Source organism: Erythrobacter colymbi (genome assembly GCF_002155685.1).
Taxonomy (GTDB): Bacteria; Pseudomonadota; Alphaproteobacteria; order Sphingomonadales; family Sphingomonadaceae; genus Erythrobacter; species Erythrobacter colymbi.
This window is the reverse complement of sequence record NZ_MUYK01000002.1, coordinates 412,533-433,281: the sequence shown is the minus strand read 5'-3', so window position 1 is coordinate 433,281 and position 20,749 is coordinate 412,533. Positions and strand designations below refer to the sequence as shown.

The window sequence follows — 20,749 nt, the reverse complement described above, 5'->3', positions numbered from 1 at the left end:
ATCCGTCGTCAGGGGCCACCCGCCGCTTGCGCACTGCCTGCGGGCTGCCCGTTAATCCCATATCCGCCCCGTCAGGCGGTATCATCCGCGCCGCCTGCGGCTGCCTTGCGGCGACCGAAGGCCTTCAATCTTTCTTCGACTGCCATGAGCTGTGCACGCAAACGCGTCTGCTCGGCAAACGATCCTTCCGGATCGCTGTCGAAACGCGCGATCGTGGCCGCAAGCGCAGCCTCAAGCGCCGGCCTTTCGACCAGCAACGACACAGCTTCAGCCAGTTCCTCGCTCGCAGCGTCGGGATCGGTGCCTTCATCAAGAAAGGCGTAGCGGATATCTGCCGACGGGGCGGGTTGGCCTTGCGTAGGCGTGCATATGGCGGTTGGGGCGCGCGAATCAAGCGTTTCCGCAAGTTCGAGGAGCGATTCGATGTCGGGCGCGGCGGCAGGGGCGAGCCGGGCGAGGGTGGTAAGCGCCTCGGTATGGCGCGCGATCGCCTGCGGATGGCGCGCAAACCCGGCGAGCACGGCCTGCAACAGATCGCGCCGCTGCCCGCCTGCCATGATCGCCGCGAGCCGCGCGCGGGCCTCGTCCGACAGGCCGGGGGGAGGCAGGTTCGCGCCCCTCCACGGCCCGCGCTGGCCTGCCTGCGGGCGCGCCTGAGGAGCGGGACGCTGAGGCCGGGGCGGATAGGCGAAGGCCGAGAAACGGTCGCCGAGCTCGCGGCGGTAGAGGCTCTTGATCTCGGGATCGGCGATGGTCTCGACATGGGCCATCAGCCGCGCCTTCAGCCCCGCCTTGGCCTCGGGGGTGGCGAGGGGCTGGGCATCGCGCTCGAACTCCCACAGCGTGTCGATCAGCGATGCAGGCTCGGCGAGCAGGCGCTCCATCGCGGCCTTGCCCTGTTGCTTGATCAGATCGTCCGGATCGAGCCCCGCCGGCAGCCGCACGATCCCGAGCGAGCGCATCGGCGCGAGCATCGGCAGCGCCCGCGCAATCGCCCGCATCGCCGCGCGCTGGCCTGCCGCATCGCCATCAAAGCACAGCACAGGCACCTCGACCATGCGCCACAGCATTTCGAGCTGCATCTCGGTGAGCGCGGTGCCGAGCGGCGCGACCGCATCGGCGATCCCCGCGTTCGCCAGCGCGATCACGTCCATATAGCCCTCGACCACCACCACGCGCCCGCTCTGGCGTGCGGCGGGCGCGGCGCGGTGGAGGTTGTAGAGCGTGCGGCCCTTGTCGAAGAGATCGGTATCGGGGGAGTTCAGATACTTCGCGACACCATCGCGCTTGTCGAGGATGCGTCCGCCGAAAGCGATCACCCGCCCGCGCGCGTCCTGGATCGGGAGCATCACGCGGCCCCGGAAGCGGTCGTAACGCTCGCCCTGCTCGTTGGCCGCGCGCATACCGGCGCCTTCGAGCATGTCCTCGCCGAACTGCTGGAGCGCCTTGGGGAGGGCCTGCCGGTCATCGGGAGCCCAGCCGAAGCCGAATTCGCGCATGGTGGCTGCCGAGAAGCCGCGCCGCCCAAGATATTCGCGCGCAGCGCCTCCCGAAGGCCCGCCGAGCGCTTCGACAAAGAAGCGCTGCGCCGCCTCGGTCACATCGATCAGGCTCGCGCGCTGTTCGGCCTTGCGCGCCATGACCGGATCGGGGGCAGGGACCTCCATCCCGGCCATGCCCGCCAGCTCCTTGATGGCGTCCATGAATTGCAGGCCTTGGCTGTCCACCATCCACGAAATCGCATCGCCATGCGCGCCGCAGCCGAAGCAGTGGTAGAACTGCTTCTGGTCGTTGACGTAGAAGCTCGGCGTCTTCTCGTCATGGAACGGGCAGCACCCCTTCCACTCGCGCCCCGCCCGGGTGAGCTTGACCGACCGCTGGACAAGCGAGGACAGCGTGATCCGCGCACGCAGCTCGTCCTTCCATTGCGGGGTGATGGCCATGGGTGGTTATTGGGCCGCAACTTGGCTGCGTTCAAGCGGGCCTGCACAAATACCCGCGTCGCCCCGTGCTTGACACGGGGCTGGGCTTCTTTTCTCCGGCCTTGACGACGAATAGCCAAGCCCCGTGTCAAGCACGGGGCGACGTGAATTACGAAAGCGCCGCCTTCACCAGCGTGCTCGCCAGCTTGCCGTCGAGCACCGCGCCGTGGCGAGCACGCAGCTCGCCCATCACCGCGCCCATGTCCTTCATCGAAGACGCGCCGGTCTCGGCCTTGATCGCCTCGATCGCGGCCTTCGTGGCGGCCTCGTCCATCATCTGGGGGAGGAATTCCTCGATCACGGCGAGCTCCGCGCGCTCGACCGCGGCGAGTTCCACGCGCCCGCCGGCATCGTACATCTCGATCGATTCGCGGCGCTGCTTGGCCATCTTCTGGAGCACGCTCGTCACCAGCACGTCATCGTCGGTCACCGGCTGCGCGGCGGTGCGCTCCTCGATGTCGCGGTCCTTGATCTTGGCGCTGATCTGGCGGAGCGCGGCGGTGCGGTCCTTCTCGCCGGCTTTCATCGCGGCGATGGTGGCGGCCTTGATATCGTCTCGGATCATCGGTCTTTCCTGTGGAATGGCTCTGTTGGGCGCGCCCGTAACGCAAATTCAGCGCCAAGCCTAGGTTGACGCGGGGGGGCGAGGGGCCTAGCGGGCAAAACTTAGCACCATCGCCGGAAACCCAGTCAACGGAGCGCCCTATGGCCGACCCCGCATCCACTCGCGCGCAACCTTCAGGGGCGACGGGAGTCCTCGTTCTGGCCGATGGCACCGTGCTGTGGGGCCGCGGCTTCGGGGCGACCGGATCGGCGGTGGGCGAGGTGTGCTTCAACACCGCCATGACCGGCTATCAGGAGGTGATGACCGATCCCTCCTACGCCGCGCAGATCGTCACCTTCACCTTCCCGCACATCGGCAATGTCGGTGCGAATGGCGAGGATGTCGAGAGCAAGGTCGCCGGTCCGTTTGGGGGCGCGGTCGGCTGCGTGGTGCGCGAGGACGTGACCGAGCCGAGCAACTTCCGCTCGATCGAGCGCTTTGCCGACTGGATGGTGCGGAACGGCAAGATCGGCCTGTCGGGGATCGACACCCGCGCATTGACCCGCCGCATCCGCCAGACCGGCGCGCCCAATGCGGTGATCGCCCATGCGCCCGACGGCAAGTTCGAAATCCCCGCGCTCGTCAAGCGCGCGCAGGAGTGGGCGGGGCTCGAAGGCATGGACCTCGCCATCCGCGTCACCCGCGAGGGCGGCGAGCAGTGGGCGGGCGGATCGTGGACGCTGGGCAAGGGCTATGGCCGCGCGGCTTTCGACGCCAAGCCCCACGTGGTCGCGATCGATTACGGCGCGAAGGACAATATCTTCCGCAATCTCGTGAAAGCCGGGGCGCGGGTGACGGTGGTGCCCGCCAAGACGAGCTTCGACGAGGTGATGGCCCTGAAGCCCGACGGCGTTTTCCTCTCCAACGGCCCGGGCGATCCGGCGGCGACCGGCGAATATGCCGTGCCGGTGATCAAGGCGCTGCTCGATGCGGATGTGCCGCTGTTCGGCATCTGCCTCGGCCACCAGATGCTCGCGCTCGCCGCGGGGGCGAAGACGATCAAGATGCACCAGGGCCACCGCGGCGCGAACCACCCCGTCCAGCGCGTCGGGGAAGGGTGGGGCGAGACCACCGGCCTCGTCGAGATCACCTCGATGAACCACGGCTTCGCGGTGGACGCGGCGACCCTGCCGGAGCATGTCGAGCAGACCCACGTCTCGCTGTTCGACGGGACGAATTGCGGGATCGCGATCAAGGGCAAGAAGGCCTTCGCGGTGCAGTATCACCCTGAGGCAAGCCCGGGGCCGCAGGACAGCTTCTACCTGTTCGAGAAGTTTGTGGGGGGGCTGGGGTGAGGCCCGCCTTGATCGCCTTCGCAGCAGGCTCGGTGGTAACATCGGCGGCTTGGCTTATCGGCCAGTCCATTGGCTCAACAAAGCCCCTGTCGCCGGTTCTGGAAGTAGAGAGTAGGGCGCAGACCTTAGAAGATGTCGTGAAAAAGACGGACGATGAAACCGCCGTCCGGACGTCGAGCTCTGCTTTGGTTCGCAAGTGCGGTGCCAGCGAGTTCACCGCTGAAATTGGGCACACCGGTCCGCGCTCACGTGTCAACATCGCCCCCGGAAACGAGACGGTCATCGACTGCATTCTGACGAACGCGCAGAAAGAAGGTTTCCCCTTGTTTATCAGCTTCAAGGCTCACTAATGCCCAAAAGAACCGACATCTCCTCGATCCTCGTCATTGGCGCCGGCCCGATCATCATCGGCCAGGCGTGCGAGTTCGACTATTCCGGCACGCAGGCGATCAAGGCGTTGAAGGAGGAGGGCTACCGCGTCATCCTCGTCAACTCGAACCCCGCGACGATCATGACCGATCCGGAGTTTGCCGACGCGACCTATATCGAGCCGATCACGCCCGAGATCGTCGCCAAGATCATCGCCAGGGAGCGGCCCGATGCGCTGCTGCCGACGATGGGCGGGCAGACCGCATTGAACTGCGCGCTCAAGCTCGACGAGATGGGCGTGCTGGCCGAATACGGTGTCGAGATGATCGGGGCCAAGGCCGACGCCATCGACAAGGCCGAGAACCGCCAGCGCTTCCGCGAGGCGATGGACGCGATTGGCCTCGAGAGCGCCCGCAGCGGCGTCGCCACCACGCTCGAACAGGCGCGCGCGGTGCTCGAGCGCACCGGGCTGCCCGCGATCATCCGCCCCTCCTTCACCCTCGGCGGCACCGGGGGCGGGATTGCCTATAACAAGGCCGAATTCGACCAGATCGTGAAGGAAGGCCTCGACGCCTCGCCCACCACCGAAGTCCTGATCGAGGAATCGCTCCTCGGGTGGAAGGAGTTCGAGATGGAGGTGGTCCGCGACCGCAAGGATAACGCGATCATCATCTGCTCGATCGAGAACGTCGATCCGATGGGGGTGCACACCGGGGACTCGATCACCGTCGCCCCGGCGCTGACGCTGACCGACAAGGAATACCAGATCATGCGCTCGGCGAGCATCGCCGTGCTGCGGGAAATCGGCGTCGAAACAGGCGGCTCCAACGTCCAGTTCGCGGTCAACCCCAAGGACGGGCGCCTGATCGTGATCGAGATGAACCCGCGCGTCAGCCGCTCCTCGGCGCTGGCGTCCAAGGCGACCGGCTTCCCCATCGCCCGCGTCGCGGCCAAGCTGGCGGTGGGCTACACCCTCGACGAGCTCACCAACGAGATCACCGGCGCGACCCCGGCGAGCTTCGAGCCGACCATCGACTACGTTGTCACCAAGATCCCGCGCTTCGCCTTCGAGAAGTTCAAGGGCGCCGCCACCGACCTCTCGACCGCGATGAAGAGCGTCGGCGAGGTCATGGCGATCGGGCGCAATTTCCAGGAATCGATGCAGAAGGCCCTGCGCGGTCTGGAAACGGGCCTCGACGGGTTCAACCGCGTGCTCGAGCTTGAGGGCCAGCCGCGCGATGTCATCACCGCCGCGCTCTCGCGCCGCACGCCGGACCGGCTGCTCAAGGTCGGCCAGGCCTTCCGCGAGGGGCTGAGCGTGGAGGAAATCGCCGCGGTCACCTTCTACGATCCGTGGTTCCTGCGTCAGATCGAGGCGATCATCCTCGCCGAGCGCGAGGTGCAGAAGGACGGCCTCCCGATCGATGCGGCGGGCCTCAGGCGCCTCAAGGCGATGGGCTTCTCCGACAAGCGCCTCGCCACGCTGGCGGTGCGTTCGGTGGGTGTCGCGGGCGGCCTCGCCGAGACGCAGGCCAAGCGCTCCGGCCTCCTTCACGATGCGCTCGTCGCGATGGCGGGGGCGACCAGCGCCGACGAAGTGCGCCAACTGCGCCACAAGCTCGGCGTGCTCCCCGTGTTCAAGCGCATCGACAGCTGCGCCGCCGAATTCGATGCGATCACGCCCTACATGTATTCGACCTACGAGGCTCCGACCTTCGGCGCGCCCGAGTGCGAGGCTGCCCCGTCGGACCGCAAGAAGATCGTCATCCTCGGCGGCGGGCCGAACCGCATCGGGCAGGGGATCGAGTTCGACTATTGCTGCGTCCACGCCTGCTTCGCTCTGGCCGAGCAGGGCTTCGAGACGATCATGGTCAACTGCAACCCCGAGACCGTCTCGACCGATTACGACACCTCGGACCGCCTCTATTTCGAGCCGCTGACCGATGAGGACGTGCTGGAAATCCTGCGGGTCGAACAGTCGAAGGGCGAATTGCTCGGTGTGATCGTCCAGTTCGGCGGGCAGACGCCATTGAAGCTCGCGCAGGCGCTGGAGGATGCGGGGATCCCGATCCTCGGCACCTCGCCCGATGCGATCGACTTGGCCGAAGACCGCGAGCGGTTCGCCAAGCTCGTCAGCAAGCTCAAGCTGAAGCAGCCCGAAAACGGCATCGCCCGCAGCCGCGACGAGGCTGCCGCTGTCGCCGCGCGCATCGGCTATCCGGTACTGCTGCGCCCGTCCTACGTGCTCGGCGGGCGGGCGATGGAGATCGTCGACAGCGAGGCCCAGCTCGACAGCTACATCGCCACGGCGGTCAACGTCAGCGGCGACAGCCCGGTGCTGATCGACCAGTATCTGCGCGACGCGATCGAATGCGATGTCGATGCCCTGTGCGATGGCACCGAGGTGCGGATCGCGGGCGTGATGCGGCATATCGAGGAAGCCGGCGTCCACTCGGGCGACAGCGCCTGCACCCTGCCGCCCTACAGCCTGCCCGCCGACATCATCGCCGAGATGGAGCGTCAGGCCGAGGCGCTGGCCTTTGCGCTGGGCGTCAAGGGCCTGATGAACATCCAGTTCGCGGTGAAGGACGGCGTCGTTTACCTCATCGAGGTCAACCCGCGCGCCAGCCGCACCGTGCCCTTCGTCGCCAAGGCGATCGGGCAGCCCGTGGCCAAGATCGCCGCGCGCGTCATGGCGGGCGAGCCGCTCGCGAACTTCGAGCCGTTCAAGCGCGACCTCCCCTACATGGCGGTCAAGGAAGCGGTCTTCCCCTTCGCGCGCTTCCCGGGCGCCGATCCGGTGCTGAGCCCCGAGATGAAGTCGACCGGCGAGGTGATGGGGATCGACGCGACTTTCGAGGCCGCCTTCCTCAAGTCGCAGCTTGGTGCCGGAATGGTGCCGCCGCAATCGGGCACGGTCTTCGTCAGCGTCAAGAACACCGACAAGGCGGCGATCGTGCCTGCGGTGAAGCGCCTGATCGATCACGGCTTCCGCATCATCGCCACCGGGGGCACGCAGTCCTACCTTGCCGAACAGGGCCTTGCGGTCGAGCGGGTGAACAAGGTCGCCGAGGGCCAGCCGCATATCGTCGACAAGATCATCGACGGCGATATCGCGCTGATCTTCAACACCACCGAAGGCTGGCAGTCGCTGTCGGACAGCAAATCGATCCGTCAGGCCGCGCTCGCGGGCAAGGTGCCCTATTACACCACGGCGGCCGCATCGGTGGCGGCGGCGATGGCGATTTCGGCGATCCGGCCCGATCAGCTTGAAGTCCGCAGCTTGCAGGACTATTATGGCAGCTGACTGACACTTCCCCCGAAATCGAGAGTGCTTGACGTCGTGCTGACTGGACGGCGGTAAAGACTTTCTTTCGCATTTCGGGTCAGGTGCTTCGGCTAACCGATAGAAAGACAAGAAAGATGGCGACGATGGAAAAGGTCCCGATGCTGGCCGAGGGTTACGAGCGGCTGACCGCCGACCTCAAGGTGCTGCGCGAGGAACGTCCGAAAATCGTCGAGGCGATCGAGGAAGCGCGCGCCCACGGCGACCTTTCGGAAAACGCCGAATATCACGCCGCCAAGGAACGTCAGGGCCAGGTCGAGGCGCAGATCGCCGAGATCGAGGACAAGGTCAGCCGCGCGCAGATCATCGATCCGACCACGCTGTCGGGTGACAAGATCATCTTCGGCGCGACCGTGACCCTGCTCGACGAGAACGACAAGCCGGTACGCTACCAGATCTGCGGCCAGACCGAGGCCGATGCCAATCGCGGCCGGATCAGCTATTCCTCGCCGCTGGCGCGGGCGCTGATCGGCAAGCAGGTGGGCGACGAGATCGAGGTGACGGTGCCGGCGGGCGAGAAGTTCTACCTCGTCGACAAGATCGAGTTCATCTGACGCGAGGATAGGGGGGGCGCGACATGGCGGTGGTTCCGGTAAGGCCGATTGCCGAGCGCAAGGTGGCCGAGCATTTCCTCGAGGCCGGCGCGGTCAGCATGGCCGACGCGATCCCCTATGCCCCCGCCCGTCCGAGTCGCCAGCGCGCCTTCGAGCGGCTGAAGGGTCTCGACGTGCTCAAGACCGACGGCAAGGGCAAGTGGTGGATCGACGAAGCGCAGTGGCGCGGCCGCCGCTCGGGCCGCCGGACGCGGGTGGCGCTGGCGCTGGTGGCGATTGCCGCTGCTGCTGCGGCGGCGCTGCGGTAAGCGGGCTTTTCCGGCGCCGCGCGGTGCGACGTCTCGCTGCACCTTCGCGGGGTGCCAGCGCGGCCTAGCCGGGCACCAGACCCCTGCTAGACCCCTCTAGACCCCTGCCAGACCCCCTTCAGACCCCCGGTTTTGCGCGGTTTCACGTGAAACATCGCGCCCGTCGGTCAGGTGAGGTGCTTTTCCATGGCGTAATTGTGGATCGCGATTTCGCTGTCCCCGGAAGGGATGGTGAAATCGCGCCGCTGCAGCACGGCATAGCCCGCGCGGGCAAACACCGGCCGCGCCAGCTCGCTCGCCTCGGTGAACAGGCGGGTGACGCCCGCTTCCCGCGCCGCCGCCTCGGCCGCCTCCAGCAGGGCAAAGCCAAGGCCCCTGCCGGTGTGGGCGGGGTGGCAATAAAGCATGTCGAGATGCCCGTCCGTATCGAGCACGGTGTAGGCAAGGGCCTCGCCGGCATCGTCCACCGCGACGAGGATGGTGCTGCCCCGCGCGACCCACTCCAACACCCGCTCCGGCGAAAAGCGAGCGGACCACGCCGCGACCTGTTCGGGCGAATAGGCGCGCAAGGCCGTCTCGCGGATCGCCGCAAGTGTCAGCGCGGCAATCGCGGCCGCATCGCTGTCACGGTAGGGGCGGATCACCGCCACGGAGGAATTAATCCTCGGGAGTCAGCAACTTGTGGATGTGGACGACGACATACTTCATCTCCGCATCATCCACGGTGCGCTGGGCCTGCGCGCGCCACGCATCGACCGCCGCGTCGTAGGAACTGAACACGCCGACGACGTGAATGCTCTCGGGATCCTGGAACTCGATACCGCGCGGATCCTTCACGCGGCCCCCCATCACGAGGTGGAGGCGCTGGGTGGGAGTGGTTTCTGCCATTGTCGTAAACCCTTGGGGAGGAAGGATGCGCGCCCCTCTAGCGCCTGACGCGCCAAGGGCAAGCCTTCCTCCGCCAAAGCGGCGTCTGTGTAGGGATCAGCCCTGCGTCCGGCGGCGCAGATCGCGCACCACGCCAACAGCGGCCTCCTGCGCCTTGCGCGCAAGCTGGCGGGTGCTGTCGGCGGCGGAACCCGCCGCGTCCGAGGCATCGGCGGAGAGCTTCTTCGCCTTGGCACCAGCCGCCTGCGACAGGTCCCCTGCGCGCTCCTTGCCCTCTTCGGCCGCGTCGAGCAGGTCGTCGATGATGGTCATGGCATAGGCCACCGCCGCCTCGCCGATCATCGTGCCGAGCCGCGATCCGCCGCGCGAGGTGAGGCTCTTCACCCCCGAGGAAGCGCTTGAAGCGGCTCCGGAAATCGCGTCGCTCGCGCCGTGCAGAGCCTTGCTCGCGACGCGGCGGCCGGGGCGGGTGAGCAGGCCGAGGACAAGCCCGAAGGCGACCGCGCCGCCGATCACGGTCAGCGGATTGGCGCGGGTGTAATCGACCGCGGCATTGGCGGCATCGCGGGCCTGATCGGCCAGATTGCGCTCGGCATTGCGGCGCTCGGCCGCTTCGATCCGGGCGCGCAGCGCGTCGCGCTTGTCGGGAGTGGGCAGGGGGGTGGGTTCGGTCATTCAGGGTCTCCCTCAGGCGCCGCATCGGGGGTGGCGGTGCCTGCTGCTACGTCTTCGTCATCATAGGAGCTTTCCTCGACAAGCTCCTCGATCCATTCGAGAATCGGTCCGCGCGCGAACCACAGGATGATCGCGCCGATAATCGCCGCGAGGATGCCCTTGTTGTCGCCCGCCTGTGCGCGCGCCTCGGTCCAGACATCGCGCGCGCCGGCCTTGACCCGCTCCGAGATGGTCGCCGAAACGCCCGAGGAGACGCGGCTTGCGATCCCCTGTTCGGAGAGGCTGGCGCGCAGCTGCTCGATATCCTCGGTCAGCACCGCGCGGGCGGCATCGCGCAGGGCGCGGTCCTCGACGAAGCGGTCGGGCAGGCGGGTCATGGCGCCTCTCCGGAGCCGAACATCGCGCCCAGCAGCTTGCCGTCGGCCATCGCCGCCCGCACCAGCAGGGCGACGCCGAGCAGCATCACGCCGACGACGATCGCGATTGCGCCCCAGATCGTCACCAGCGGCGCGAGCGCGATCACCGCACCCACCGCCAGCGCGATCAGCGCGATGTGGAGCAGCACCAGCGCCAGCACCAGCATGACCAGCGCGCGCGCACCGTGCTTGCCGGCAAGGCTCGCCCGGGTCTTCTGGAAGGCGACCTCGGCCTCGGCATAGGTGCGCGCATCCTCGACCAGCGCCGTGACTTCGTCGCGCAGGGCGGAGAAGCCGGTACTGCCCTCGGGCGCGTCCACCGGCTCCGGCGTCAGCGCGGTGTCGGCGGGGTCGCTGTCGGGCACCCGTGCGAGGCCGGGGTCGGTATCATGCATGGGCTACGCCTTTCGGGCGGGCAGGATCAGCCGCGCTTCCCGCCGAACAGGCGTGCAAGGAAGAAGCCGAACACCGCGGCAACGCCCACAGCCACGCCCGGGCTTTTGCGGACCATCGCGCGCGCATCCTCGCCCAGTTCCTCGACGCTCTTGGCTTCGAGCTTGGCCGAGGTTTCCTGCAGGCTGCGGGCGGCCTTTCTGGCATAGTCGCCATATTGCTCGCCCAGCTTCTCGTCGATCTGTGCGGCGCTGTCGCCCACCACCTTGCCGAGCGAGGCGATCGCGTCGGTGGTGACCTTCTTGCCTTCCACCGCCAGCTCGCCGGCCTTGCCGCGCGCCTGATCGGCATAGGTCTTGGCCTCGGCTACGAGATCGGTGCCCCTGCCCTTGGCCTGGCCACCGACGGAGGTAAGCCGGTTCTCGGCCTCGGCCCGCAGCGCAGCGGCGCCGGCCTTGGCTTCCTCGAGCGCGGCGTTGAAGCGGCTCTTGGCCTCGACGACCTGCGAGGATGCGGGCGCCGCGTCAGGAGCCTTGGCGACTGCGCCGCTCTTGCGCGGGGCGGCCTTGGCCGGGCCGTCAGCCTTGGCGGTGGCACCCTTGGCCGACTTGGCCGGGGTCTTCTTGACCGGGGTCTTTTCGGGTCGCGTGCTGTCTGCCATCGAAGTGCTCCTTTTCGTTTTTGGGCGATCCGCCGCGCCTGCCGCATCCGCTTGCACGCGGCTATCCCTGCGAATAGGGACGGTGCGCGCGGCGCGAGGCGGAATCGTCAAGCCAGAATCATGTCGTCGCCAATATCATAGGGCCCAAGTGTCTTAACACCCTAAACCACATTACAGCCGGAGCCAAACATGACCGCGATCATCGACATCCACGGCCGCGAAATCCTCGACAGCCGCGGCAACCCGACCGTCGAGGTCGACGTGCTGCTTGACGACGGCAGCTTCGGTCGGGCTGCGGTGCCCTCGGGTGCGTCGACCGGTGCCCACGAAGCGGTGGAACTGCGCGATGGCGATGCTGGCCGCTATCTCGGCAAGGGCGTCCTCAAGGCGGTCGAGGCGGTCAACACCGAAATCCGCGATCTGCTGATCGACAACTTCGACGCCGAAGACCAGCGCGACATCGACTTCGCGCTGATCGCGCTGGACGACACGCCGAACAAGGCGCGCCTGGGCGCCAACGCGATCCTCGGCACCAGCCTCGCGGTCGCCAAGGCGGCGGCGAATGCGCGAGGCCTGCCGCTCTATTCCTACCTCGGCGGGGTTTCGGCGCACATGCTGCCGGTGCCGATGATGAACATCATCAACGGCGGCGAGCATGCCGACAACCCGATCGACATTCAGGAATTCATGATCATGCCCGTCGGCGCCGACAGCATCGCCGAGGCTGTGCGCTGGGGCGCGGAGGTGTTCCATACCCTGAAGAAGGGTCTCCACCAGAAGGGCCTCGCCACCAGCGTGGGCGACGAGGGTGGCTTTGCGCCCGATCTCGCCAGCACCCGCGCGGCGCTCGATTTCATCATGGAGAGCATCGCCAAGGCCGGTTTCATTCCGGGCGAGGACATCGTGCTCGCGCTCGACTGTGCCGCGACCGAGTTCTTCAAGGGCGGCAAATACGAGATTTCGGGTGAGGGCCTGAGCCTCAATCCGCACGAAATGGCTGATTATCTGGGCAAGCTCTGCGCCGATTACCCGATCCGTTCGATCGAGGACGGGATGAGCGAGGACGATTTCGAGGGCTGGGCGGCGCTGACCGGCCTGCTGGGCGACAAGGTGCAGCTGGTGGGCGACGACCTGTTCGTCACCAACCCCGCGCGCCTCAGCGATGGGATCGGGCGCGGCCTTGCCAACTCTCTGCTGGTCAAGGTCAACCAGATCGGCACGCTGACCGAAACCCTCGCCGCGGTCGATATGGCGCACCGCGCGCGTTACACCTGCGTGATGAGCCACCGTTCGGGCGAGACCGAGGACGCGACCATCGCCGACCTCGCGGTTGCCACCAACTGCGGCCAGATCAAGACCGGCTCGCTCGCCCGTTCCGATCGGCTTGCCAAGTACAACCAGCTGATCCGCATCGAGGAAGAGCTGGGCGACAGCGCCGCATTTGCGGGCCGCGCCTGCTTCGGCGCGCGCGCCTGATCGCTAGACGCCGGGTTCGGCGGCCTCGAAGAAGCGATCCATCGCCGCTTGCCCTGAAGGCGTCAGCCTGACGAGCACGCGGCGATGGTCCTCGGCGTCCGCCTCACGCACCACGAGGCCTTCGTCGGCCAGCACGCCGAGCCAGCGCAGGCCGGTGGTCGGCGGCGCGGCCGAGCCGATGCAGGCGCTCGAGACCGAGACCTGCTTGCCTTCCGCCTGGGCGATGTAGAGATCCAGCAGAATGTCCCATGCGGGCTCCCCGAACAGGTCGGGATTGCCGAAGATCGCAGCGCGCTTGCGCCTGAGGGCATAGGCCTTGCGGGCAAGCGCGAGATAGCCGCGCGCGGGCCGGAGCGGGCGGGGCGGAGATGCGGGTTCGGCGCTTTCGCTGGAAATTGCTTCGCCGTTGGCAGCGGCATCGCGCAGCCGGGCCGCAATCGCCATCAGCTCGTCCGCCAGAGGGTGGAACAGCGACGCTGCATCGGGGGCGCTTTCACCCCCAGCGTGATGGCTGGCCTTTCCCTTCATGTTGCCCATCGCATTGCCCCGCGGATAGATCCGGCCTCGCATCGGGCCGGGTGTGCTCCACGCCTTGCTGATAGGCCCCGTGCAGCGGTCTGGCTTTACGGGCGAATACGAGGGTCGCTATTTTGTCAGGGGAAATGCTAAGCAAACAGCGAGGCTTAGCGCTGCGCGAGGTCGAGCCGGAACTGCTGGATCGCGGCGTCCAGATGGGCGGCGGCGATGTGCGCGCCGCGCCGGTCAAGCGCGGCGAGCTGTTGTTCGAGCACAGCGAGAATGTTCTGCGCGTCCGTATCGCACGGCGTCGCGGCTGAGGCGTTTTCCAGGGTAAGATCCCAATAAGTCCCGAAGAGGTCTGCTAGCCCGCTCTTGCGGCAGGTGACAGCAGAAGCTGCTCGGATATCGCGTTAATGCCTTATGGAAATCTACACAGGGAAATTACGTAGAGAAGGGGGTGCACCAAAGCGGGACGCCCCCGCTGCCAATCGTCAACCGAAGCGGCTCTGAAGCGCCAGCAGGGCGAGGGCCGCCTTGGCCGCCTCGCCGCCCTTGTCCTTCTGCGCGGGGTCGGCGCGGACCAGCGCCTGGGCCTCGTTCTCGACCGTGAGGATGCCGTTGCCGATGGCGATACCGTCCATCGTCAGCGCCATGATCGCGCGCGCGCTTTCGCCGGCGACGATCTCGAAGTGATAGGTCTCGCCGCGGATCACCACGCCGATGGCGACGAAGGCATCGTAGCGGTCGGCCTCGGCCGCGAGCGCGATGGCGCCGGGAATTTCGAGCGCGCCGGGCACAGTCAGCACCTCGACCTTGTGCCCTTCGGCTTCCAGCGCAGCGCGGGCGCCGGCGATGAGCATGTCATTGAGGTGCGAATAGAAGCGCGCTTCGACGATAAGGATGTCGGCCATGGGGGATTACTCCGGAATGGGGTGGAAGTCGGTGATGGTGAGGCCGTAGCCTTCGAGCGCGACGAGGTCGGGGCGGCTGTTCGACAGCAGCACCATGTCCTTTACGCCAAGGTCGGCGAGGATCTGCGAGCCGATGCCGATATTGCGCTGCTCCTCGCCCGGCTGCCATTCGCCGGTGCCGACGCGGCCGGTGAGGATCACGATCACGCCCGAGCCGTGGTCGCCCACCGCCTGCATCGCGCGCTGGAGCGTGCGCTTGCGCGCGCCGGGCTGGCCCAGCACGTCGTCGAACACCGAGATCGGATGCACGCGGGCGAGGGTGGGCTCGCCGGGGATGACGTGGCCCTTCTGGAGCACATAGGCCTCGCTGCCCGCCACGCGGTCGCGATAGGTGATCATCCGCCACTGGCCGCCGTAGTCCGAGGTGAAGGCGCGCTCGCCCAGACGCTCGACCAGATGGTCGTTGCGCATCCGGTAGGCGATCAGGTCGCGGATCGTGCCGATCTTGAGGTCGTGCTTGCGCGCGAAGGTGATCAGGTCGTCGAGCCGGGCCATGGTCCCGTCCTCGTTCATGATCTCGCAGATCACGCCCGAGGGGTTGAGGCCCGCGAGGCGCGAGATATCGACCGCCGCCTCGGTGTGCCCGGCGCGCACCAGCGTGCCGCCATCGCGCGCCATCAGCGGGAAGACATGGCCCGGGGTCACAAGATCGTCCGCGCCCTTGGCCGCATCGATCGCGACCGAGATGGTGCGCGCGCGGTCTGCCGCCGAGATACCGGTGGTGACGCCTTCCTTCGCCTCGATCGAGATGGTGAAGGCAGTCTGCATCGATTCCTTGTTGTTGCGGCTCATCGGCTGAAGCCCGAGGTGCTCGACGCGGTCCTTGGTCAGCGCGAGGCAGATCAGACCACGCCCATGCATGGCCATGAAGTTGATCGCCTGCGGGGTCGCCATTTGCGCGGGGATGATGAGATCGCCCTCGTTCTCGCGGTCCTCGTCGTCGACGAGGATGTACATCCGTCCATTGCGCGCCTCGTCGATAATCTCCTCGATCGTGGCGAGCACCGGACGGTCGGCGTTCGCATCAAGGAAGGCTTCGAGCTTGGCGAGGGTTTCGGCGGTGGGGTTCCAGCTGTCCTCGCCGCAGTCGCGCAGGGTGTTGGCGTGGAGGCCAGCGGCGCGGGCGAGGCCAGCGCGGGTCATGGTGCCAGATGTGACGAGATCGCGAACGCGTGTGATGGTCGATGTGCTCATGTGCGCCATCTATCACATCGAGATGTGAAAGCAACCTCGCGCTTTTGGCAAACAGCCAGCGCGCGCAAAGCCACGGCCGCAGCTGCTTGCCGTTACGAACCAGCGATGGGGAGGGATGGTGGACGCACTAGGGCTCGAACCTAGGACCCGCTGATTAAGAGTCAGCTGCTCTACCAACTGAGCTATGCGTCCATTCCGATCAGGTCGGAAACGCTTGTCCGGCGGGCCGAAGCCGCATCCCGATTCGCGTGAGGCGCTGCATTTAGCGCGCCCCGATCTTATGGCAAGGGCCTTTTTCGCGTTTGCGAGATATCACAGGGAAAGCCCGCGCCGCGGGGCCTCGCGGTTCCAGCGGTTGACCATCATCAGCAGGCCGATGCAGATCATGTTGGTCATCATCGACGAGCCCCCGTGGCTCATCCACGGCAGGGGAATGCCCTTGGCCGGTGCCATGCCCATGACCATCAGCAAATTGATCGCGATGTAGAAGAAGATCGTCGCCGTCGCCCCGGCGGCGAGCAAGGCGCAGAAGCGGTCCCGGCTCTCGCTCGCGACCTTCCAGCCCCACTTGAGGATGAGCGCATACATGGCAAGCACGAACAGCCCGCCCATCAGGCCCCATTCCTCGGCCATGGTGGCGAAGACGAAGTCGGTGTGGGGTTCGGGCAGGTAATTGAGGTGGCTCTGGGTGCCGTTGTTGAAGCCCTTGCCGAAGATCCCGCCCGATCCGATCGCGATCTTGGACTGGGCGATGTGGTAACCCGCGCCCAGCGGATCGCTTTCGGGATCAAGGAAGGTCGTCACCCGCGCGCGCTGGTAATCGTGGAGCGCGAAGAAGTAGATGAAGGGGATCGCCGCGACGCCGAGCCCTCCGGCGGTCAGGAACCACCATAGGGGAAGGCCGGCGAGGAACATCACGACCACTCCGCCGAAGGCAATCGCGATCGAGGTGCCGAGATCGGGCTGGAGCAGCACGAGGCCGATCGGCAGCACGATCAGCATGCCCGAGGGCAGCACCGACCGCCACGACCCGATCATGCCCGAGGGCAGCGTCTCGTAGAAGCGCGCCATCGCCAGCACCACCGCAGGTTTCATCAGCTCGGAAGGCTGGATGCGGATCGGTCCGAATTCGAGCCAGCGCTGGCTCCCGCCGCCGACCTGCCCGACGACTTCCACCGCCAGCAACAGCAGCAGCACCGCCGTGTAGGCGGGATAGGTGAGCAGGCGCACCGCGTCACGCGGGAGCGAGGCGATGACCGCGGTCATTATCGCGAAGACACCGAAGCGGATGAAGTGCGACAGCGCGAACGGCTGCCACGCGCCGCCGCCTGCGGAATAGAGCACCAGCCCGCCGAAGCAGGTCAGCAGCACCAGCGGGATCAGCATCTCCCAGGGCTGGCGGGCAATCGGCTCGGGCACGATCCCGCGCGCGGCAAGCGTGTTCATTGCGGGTTCTCCACGGCAGGCGCGGACGGCGCGGGCGAGGGCGGTGCCGTCGGAGCCGTGGCTGGTGCAGCAGGCGCACCCGGCGGGGTGCCCGAGGGGTTCGCCTCGGGACGCGGCGCAATCACCTCGCCGGCGATGGCATCGGACTGGGTGGCGGCACGGCGGGCCTCGGCCTCGACGCGGTCGAAGATCTCCTCGTCGCGCCGCGGCGGTCGGCTGACCGTCGCCCCGCGCTCGGCCGCATAGGCGGCATAGCGCCGTTCGAGCCGCTGCTGCGCGGTGCCGCCCCATCCGGCCTCGAGCGCGGCGAGCGCCTCAAGCCCCTTGGCCGGATCGAACAGGAAGGTCATCACGTCACGCGCGATCGGATAGGCCGCGCCGGAACCGCCGCCATGCTCGATCACCACCGCGCCCGCATAGCGCGGGTTGTCATAGGGGGCGAAGAAGATGAAGAGGCCGTGGTCGCGATACTTCCACGGGCCGGACTTGCCGTTCGAGATCGAAAGCGAGACGACTTGCGCAGTCCCGGTCTTGCCCGCGATCAGCACATCGGGGATCGGCAGGCGCGCGCGGCCTGCGGTGCCCGGGCCGTTGACCACATCGCTCATCGCCTTGCGCACATATTGCACCTGCTCGAGCGGGAAATCGATCTCGTCGAAGCCCTTGGGCTGGGTGTCGAGCGTCAGGCGCGGCATCACGTGCTTGCCCATGGCGAGGCGCGAGGCCATCACGGCGAGCTGGATCGGATTGGCGAGCATGTAGCCCTGGCCGATGGTGGCGTTGACCGTGTCGAAGGTCTGCCACTCGCGGCCCCACTTCTTCATCTTCCAGGCCGGATCGGGCACGGTGCCGAAGAACTGGCTGACCACGGGCAGGGGGAATTCCTGCCCCATCCCGCAGCGCCGCGCCATATCGGCGATCGGCTGCATCCCGATGCGCTGGGCCATGGCGTAGAAATAGACGTCGCAGCTCTGGTAGATGGCCTTGGCCATGTTGGTCGCGCCGTGGCCGCGGCGGTTCCAGCAGCCGAACACGCGGTTGCCGACCCTGAGGCCGCCGCCGCAATTGACCGTCTCGTCAGGGTCGATCCCAGCCTGCATCAGCGCCATCGAGACCATCGGCTTGACGGTGGAGCCGGGCGGATAGAGTCCCTTCAGCACCTTGTTGCGCAGCGGCACGCGTTCATCGTCGCGCAGCATCGCATATTCGACCCCGCCGATCCCGTCCGAGAAGGAATTGGGATCGAAGCTCGGCATCGAGGCCATGCAGAGCAGGTCGCCCGTGCGGCAGTCCATCACCACCACCGAGCCGCTTTCGAGGCCGATGCGGCGCGCGGCATAGTCCTGCAACGGCCCGTCGATGGTCAGCTTGACCGGCTGCCCCTGCACATCCTCGCGCGTTTCCAGATCGCGCACGATGCGCCCGCCCGCAGTCACCTCCACGCGCCGCGCGCCGGGGATGCCGCGCAGCTCTTTCTCGAACTGCTTTTCGAGCCCGTCCTTGCCGATCTTGTAGCCCGGCGTGATGAGGAGCGGGTTGGGGTCCTTCTCGTATTCCTCGGACGAGGCCGGGCCGACATAGCCGATCAGGTGGCCGACGCTGGAGGCGGTCGGATAGAAGCGCGAGAAGCCGCGCTGGGGCACGACACCGGGCAGATCGGGCAGGCGCACGCTCAGGGCCGCGAACTGCTCATAGCGCAGCCCGCTCGCGACTTCGACGGGCTGGAACCCGCGCGCGGTGCTGACCTTGTCCTTGATGTCGGCGATCCGCGCAGGCTCGAGGCTGAGCAGCTCGCCGAGCTTGTCGATCGTCGCCTCGGCATTGACGAGCCGCTCGGGGATCAGGTCGACGCGGAAATCGGCGCGGTTTGAGGCCAGCGGCGCACCGTTACGATCGAGAATCCAGCCCCGGCGCGGCGGGATCAGGGTGAGGTTCACCCGATTGCTCTCGGATTCGAGCCGATACTTCTCGTTCTCGGCGACCGAAAGATAGCCCAGACGCAGCGCCAGCAGCACGCCGATCCCGCCCTGCACCGCGCCGATCACGACCGAGCGCCGGTCGAAGGTGCTGCGCAGGATCGAGGCGCTGATCATCTTCGCGGGCTTTTGCGGGCCGTTCTGGAGAAAGGGGATCTTCATCAGTCGAGCTTCCGCGAACGGGACAGGCGGAAACGGTCCAGCCCGGCCACCATGCGCGCGAAGATGGGATAGAGCAGCACGGCGAGCAAGGCCTGCGGGGCGGCAACGCCCAGCATTTCAGGTGTCACGCTCGCGCCCGACACGAGCAGGGACGCCAGCCAGTAGATCACGGCGATGACGCTGGCGGTGAACCAGTCCTGCCAGAAACCGCGCCAGGGGAAGCGGGTCTCGATCACCTCGATCGCGATCATCGCGAGCGACCAAAGCAGGATCGCGCTGCCGAAAGGCTGGCCGCTGACGAGATCGTCGAAAGCGCCGAGCGGCGCGCCGGCCCACAGCGGCAGCAGGCCCGGGCGCACCATGCGCCAGGCGAGCAGCAGCAGGAAACCGAAGGAGGGCAGCATCGGCATAGTGTCGGCGATCAGCAGCACCGGTAGCACCGAGCCCAGCATGATCGATACGTAAGGCACGCTCACCGCGCGCCAGGGCGAGGCGGCGCGATTGATGCGCCGCCCGTAGATGTCCGAGCGGGCGCGGGGATCGAGCCGCTCCATCACTCCTCCGCGGTGGAGGTGGTCGCCGCAGCGGAAGCAGCAGCGGCAGAAGGCTTGGCGGCGGGGGAGGGGGCTGCCGCTGGCGTATCGGGCGCTTCAAGCTCGGTTACGGCTTCGGCTTCGTGCACCGGCATGACCGAGACATAGTTGGTCGCTGCAGGCTCCGCCACGAGCCGTCCGATCCCGCCATCGGGGGTGATCTTGGCGATAACCGCCACGGCCACGCCGGGGCGGTAGTAACCGCCCGCGCCGCTCGTCACCATCATGTCGCCGACCTTGAGCGGGTTGACCCCGAGATTGACGAGGCGGATGCGCAGCAGCCCGTCACCGCGGCCTTCGGCAAAGGCGATGACATTGTCCTTGGCGCGGCGCACCGGCAGCACGCTCTCGCTGTCGGTCAGCAGCAGCACGCGGGCCGAGTTGCGTCCGGTCTCGAGCACCCGGCCGATCACGCCGCGCTCGGAGAGCACCGGCATCCCGGGCTGCACGCCGCTGGTCGAGCCCGCGCCGATATAGGCAAGGCGCCGCCCGCTGGTGGCGGTCGAGCCGACGAGCCGTGCCACCGCGAGCGGTTTGCTCTCGCCATCGCGCAGGCCAAGCAGGCCCTTGAGGCGCGCGTTCTCGGCCTTGACGGCTTCTGCCTCGGCCAGACGGATGCGGGCAATCTCCATCTCGCGCCGCAGTTCGGCGTTCTGGGTACCGGCGCGGAAGTAGCCCGCGATGGCCGCGAAGATGCCCTGCTTCTGCTCGCGCACGATCGCGCTGCCTGTGCCGACCGGAGCCACCACGTCGCTCGCCGCACCGCGCACGGGTGCAAAGGCCGCCGGGTGCCACTGCGACAGCAGCAGCAGGGCGAGGCCCACCACAGCTCCCGCACCGGCCAGCAGGTAGCCGGTGAAACGCGAATATTGCGCTTTCTTCGAGAAGCCCGTGCGGCGCGAAGAGGGGGGCGCCATGGCT

At 67.2% G+C, this 20,749-nt stretch carries 21 protein-coding genes and 1 tRNA gene; 6 read left to right on the top strand and 16 right to left on the bottom strand.

Going from position 1 to position 20,749, the window contains the following annotated elements; genetic code table 11:
* Positions 1 to 71: 71 nt before the first annotated feature.
* Both dnaG and BZF57_RS05400 read right to left on the bottom strand, forming a co-directional pair.
* Positions 72 to 1,943, bottom strand: coding sequence for a DNA primase (gene dnaG / locus BZF57_RS05405; protein ID WP_086735444.1), 1,872 nt, complete (start codon positions 1,941 to 1,943; stop codon positions 72 to 74).
* Positions 1,944 to 2,091: 148 nt separating this feature from the next.
* On the bottom strand, positions 2,092 to 2,547 hold the full coding sequence (locus BZF57_RS05400; protein WP_086735442.1) for a GatB/YqeY domain-containing protein: 456 nt from the start codon (positions 2,545 to 2,547) through the stop codon (positions 2,092 to 2,094).
* Between the two features lie 140 nt (positions 2,548 to 2,687).
* Here BZF57_RS05400 and carA point away from each other — a divergent pair, with 140 nt between their 5' ends.
* From carA to BZF57_RS05375, 5 genes are all read left to right on the top strand, one after another.
* Entirely contained in the window at positions 2,688 to 3,881 is a 1,194-nt protein-coding gene (carA, locus tag BZF57_RS05395; RefSeq protein ID WP_086735440.1) for a glutamine-hydrolyzing carbamoyl-phosphate synthase small subunit, read from the top strand.
* Positions 3,882 to 3,889: 8 nt separating this feature from the next.
* Positions 3,890 to 4,231, top strand: coding sequence for a hypothetical protein (locus BZF57_RS05390; protein ID WP_143738358.1), 342 nt, complete (start codon positions 3,890 to 3,892; stop codon positions 4,229 to 4,231).
* Positions 4,231 to 7,557, top strand: coding sequence for a carbamoyl-phosphate synthase large subunit (gene carB, locus BZF57_RS05385; RefSeq protein ID WP_086735436.1), 3,327 nt, complete (start codon positions 4,231 to 4,233; stop codon positions 7,555 to 7,557). Before BZF57_RS05390 ends, carB begins: the two co-directional genes overlap by 1 nt.
* Before the next feature lie 116 nt (positions 7,558 to 7,673).
* The gene (greA, locus tag BZF57_RS05380; protein WP_086735434.1) at positions 7,674 to 8,150 is read left to right on the top strand and encodes a transcription elongation factor GreA; all 477 of its coding nucleotides are present in this window, start codon (positions 7,674 to 7,676) and stop codon (positions 8,148 to 8,150) included.
* Positions 8,151 to 8,173: 23 nt separating this feature from the next.
* Positions 8,174 to 8,458, top strand: coding sequence for a hypothetical protein (locus BZF57_RS05375; protein WP_086735432.1), 285 nt, complete (start codon positions 8,174 to 8,176; stop codon positions 8,456 to 8,458).
* Positions 8,459 to 8,625: 167 nt separating this feature from the next.
* Here BZF57_RS05375 and BZF57_RS05370 read toward each other — a convergent pair whose 3' ends face one another.
* From BZF57_RS05370 to BZF57_RS05345, 6 genes are all read right to left on the bottom strand, one after another.
* On the bottom strand, positions 8,626 to 9,108 hold the full coding sequence (locus BZF57_RS05370) for a GNAT family N-acetyltransferase (protein ID WP_240505860.1): 483 nt from the start codon (positions 9,106 to 9,108) through the stop codon (positions 8,626 to 8,628).
* Between the two features lie 7 nt (positions 9,109 to 9,115).
* Positions 9,116 to 9,346: a DUF4170 domain-containing protein gene (locus tag BZF57_RS05365; RefSeq protein ID WP_086735430.1), complete on the bottom strand. Its 231-nt coding sequence runs from the start codon at positions 9,344 to 9,346 to the stop codon at positions 9,116 to 9,118.
* 96 nt (positions 9,347 to 9,442) lie between these two features.
* A complete protein-coding gene (locus BZF57_RS05360; protein ID WP_086735428.1) occupies positions 9,443 to 10,021 on the bottom strand; it encodes a hypothetical protein in 579 nt (192 codons plus the stop codon).
* The gene (locus BZF57_RS05355; RefSeq protein WP_086735426.1) at positions 10,018 to 10,398 is read right to left on the bottom strand and encodes a hypothetical protein; all 381 of its coding nucleotides are present in this window, start codon (positions 10,396 to 10,398) and stop codon (positions 10,018 to 10,020) included. The genes BZF57_RS05360 and BZF57_RS05355 overlap by 4 nt, the downstream gene beginning before the upstream one ends.
* On the bottom strand, positions 10,395 to 10,832 hold the full coding sequence (locus tag BZF57_RS05350; protein WP_086735424.1) for a phage holin family protein: 438 nt from the start codon (positions 10,830 to 10,832) through the stop codon (positions 10,395 to 10,397). The genes BZF57_RS05355 and BZF57_RS05350 overlap by 4 nt, the downstream gene beginning before the upstream one ends.
* A 26-nt stretch (positions 10,833 to 10,858) precedes the next feature.
* On the bottom strand, positions 10,859 to 11,491 hold the full coding sequence (locus BZF57_RS05345; RefSeq protein WP_086735422.1) for a hypothetical protein: 633 nt from the start codon (positions 11,489 to 11,491) through the stop codon (positions 10,859 to 10,861).
* 189 nt (positions 11,492 to 11,680) lie between these two features.
* Between BZF57_RS05345 and eno the strand changes: the two genes are divergently transcribed.
* The gene (gene eno, locus BZF57_RS05340; RefSeq protein WP_086735419.1) at positions 11,681 to 12,967 is read left to right on the top strand and encodes a phosphopyruvate hydratase; all 1,287 of its coding nucleotides are present in this window, start codon (positions 11,681 to 11,683) and stop codon (positions 12,965 to 12,967) included.
* 3 nt (positions 12,968 to 12,970) lie between these two features.
* Here eno and BZF57_RS05335 read toward each other — a convergent pair whose 3' ends face one another.
* From BZF57_RS05335 to mreC, 8 genes are all read right to left on the bottom strand, one after another.
* The gene (locus BZF57_RS05335; protein ID WP_206073195.1) at positions 12,971 to 13,495 is read right to left on the bottom strand and encodes a MarR family winged helix-turn-helix transcriptional regulator; all 525 of its coding nucleotides are present in this window, start codon (positions 13,493 to 13,495) and stop codon (positions 12,971 to 12,973) included.
* A 482-nt stretch (positions 13,496 to 13,977) separates the two neighbouring features.
* Positions 13,978 to 14,397 carry a 6,7-dimethyl-8-ribityllumazine synthase gene (gene ribH / locus BZF57_RS05330; RefSeq protein ID WP_086735416.1) on the bottom strand — a complete coding sequence of 140 codons (420 nt, stop codon included), beginning with the start codon at positions 14,395 to 14,397 and terminating at the stop codon, positions 13,978 to 13,980.
* Between the two features lie 6 nt (positions 14,398 to 14,403).
* On the bottom strand, positions 14,404 to 15,651 hold the full coding sequence (gene ribB / locus BZF57_RS05325; protein ID WP_086735414.1) for a 3,4-dihydroxy-2-butanone-4-phosphate synthase: 1,248 nt from the start codon (positions 15,649 to 15,651) through the stop codon (positions 14,404 to 14,406).
* Between the two features lie 116 nt (positions 15,652 to 15,767).
* Positions 15,768 to 15,843: transfer RNA gene (locus BZF57_RS05320), tRNA-Lys, on the bottom strand.
* A gap of 120 nt (positions 15,844 to 15,963) precedes the next feature.
* A complete protein-coding gene (rodA, locus tag BZF57_RS05315) occupies positions 15,964 to 17,097 on the bottom strand; it encodes a rod shape-determining protein RodA (protein ID WP_086735412.1) in 1,134 nt (377 codons plus the stop codon).
* The gene (gene mrdA / locus BZF57_RS05310) at positions 17,094 to 19,235 is read right to left on the bottom strand and encodes a penicillin-binding protein 2 (RefSeq protein WP_086735410.1); all 2,142 of its coding nucleotides are present in this window, start codon (positions 19,233 to 19,235) and stop codon (positions 17,094 to 17,096) included. Before mrdA ends, rodA begins: the two co-directional genes overlap by 4 nt.
* Positions 19,235 to 19,789, bottom strand: coding sequence for a rod shape-determining protein MreD (locus BZF57_RS05305; RefSeq protein WP_086735408.1), 555 nt, complete (start codon positions 19,787 to 19,789; stop codon positions 19,235 to 19,237). The genes mrdA and BZF57_RS05305 overlap by 1 nt, the downstream gene beginning before the upstream one ends.
* Positions 19,789 to 20,745, bottom strand: a complete 957-nt coding sequence (mreC, locus tag BZF57_RS05300; RefSeq protein WP_086735406.1) for a rod shape-determining protein MreC — start codon at positions 20,743 to 20,745, stop codon at positions 19,789 to 19,791. The genes BZF57_RS05305 and mreC overlap by 1 nt, the downstream gene beginning before the upstream one ends.
* Between the last annotated feature and the right edge of the window lie 4 nt (positions 20,746 to 20,749).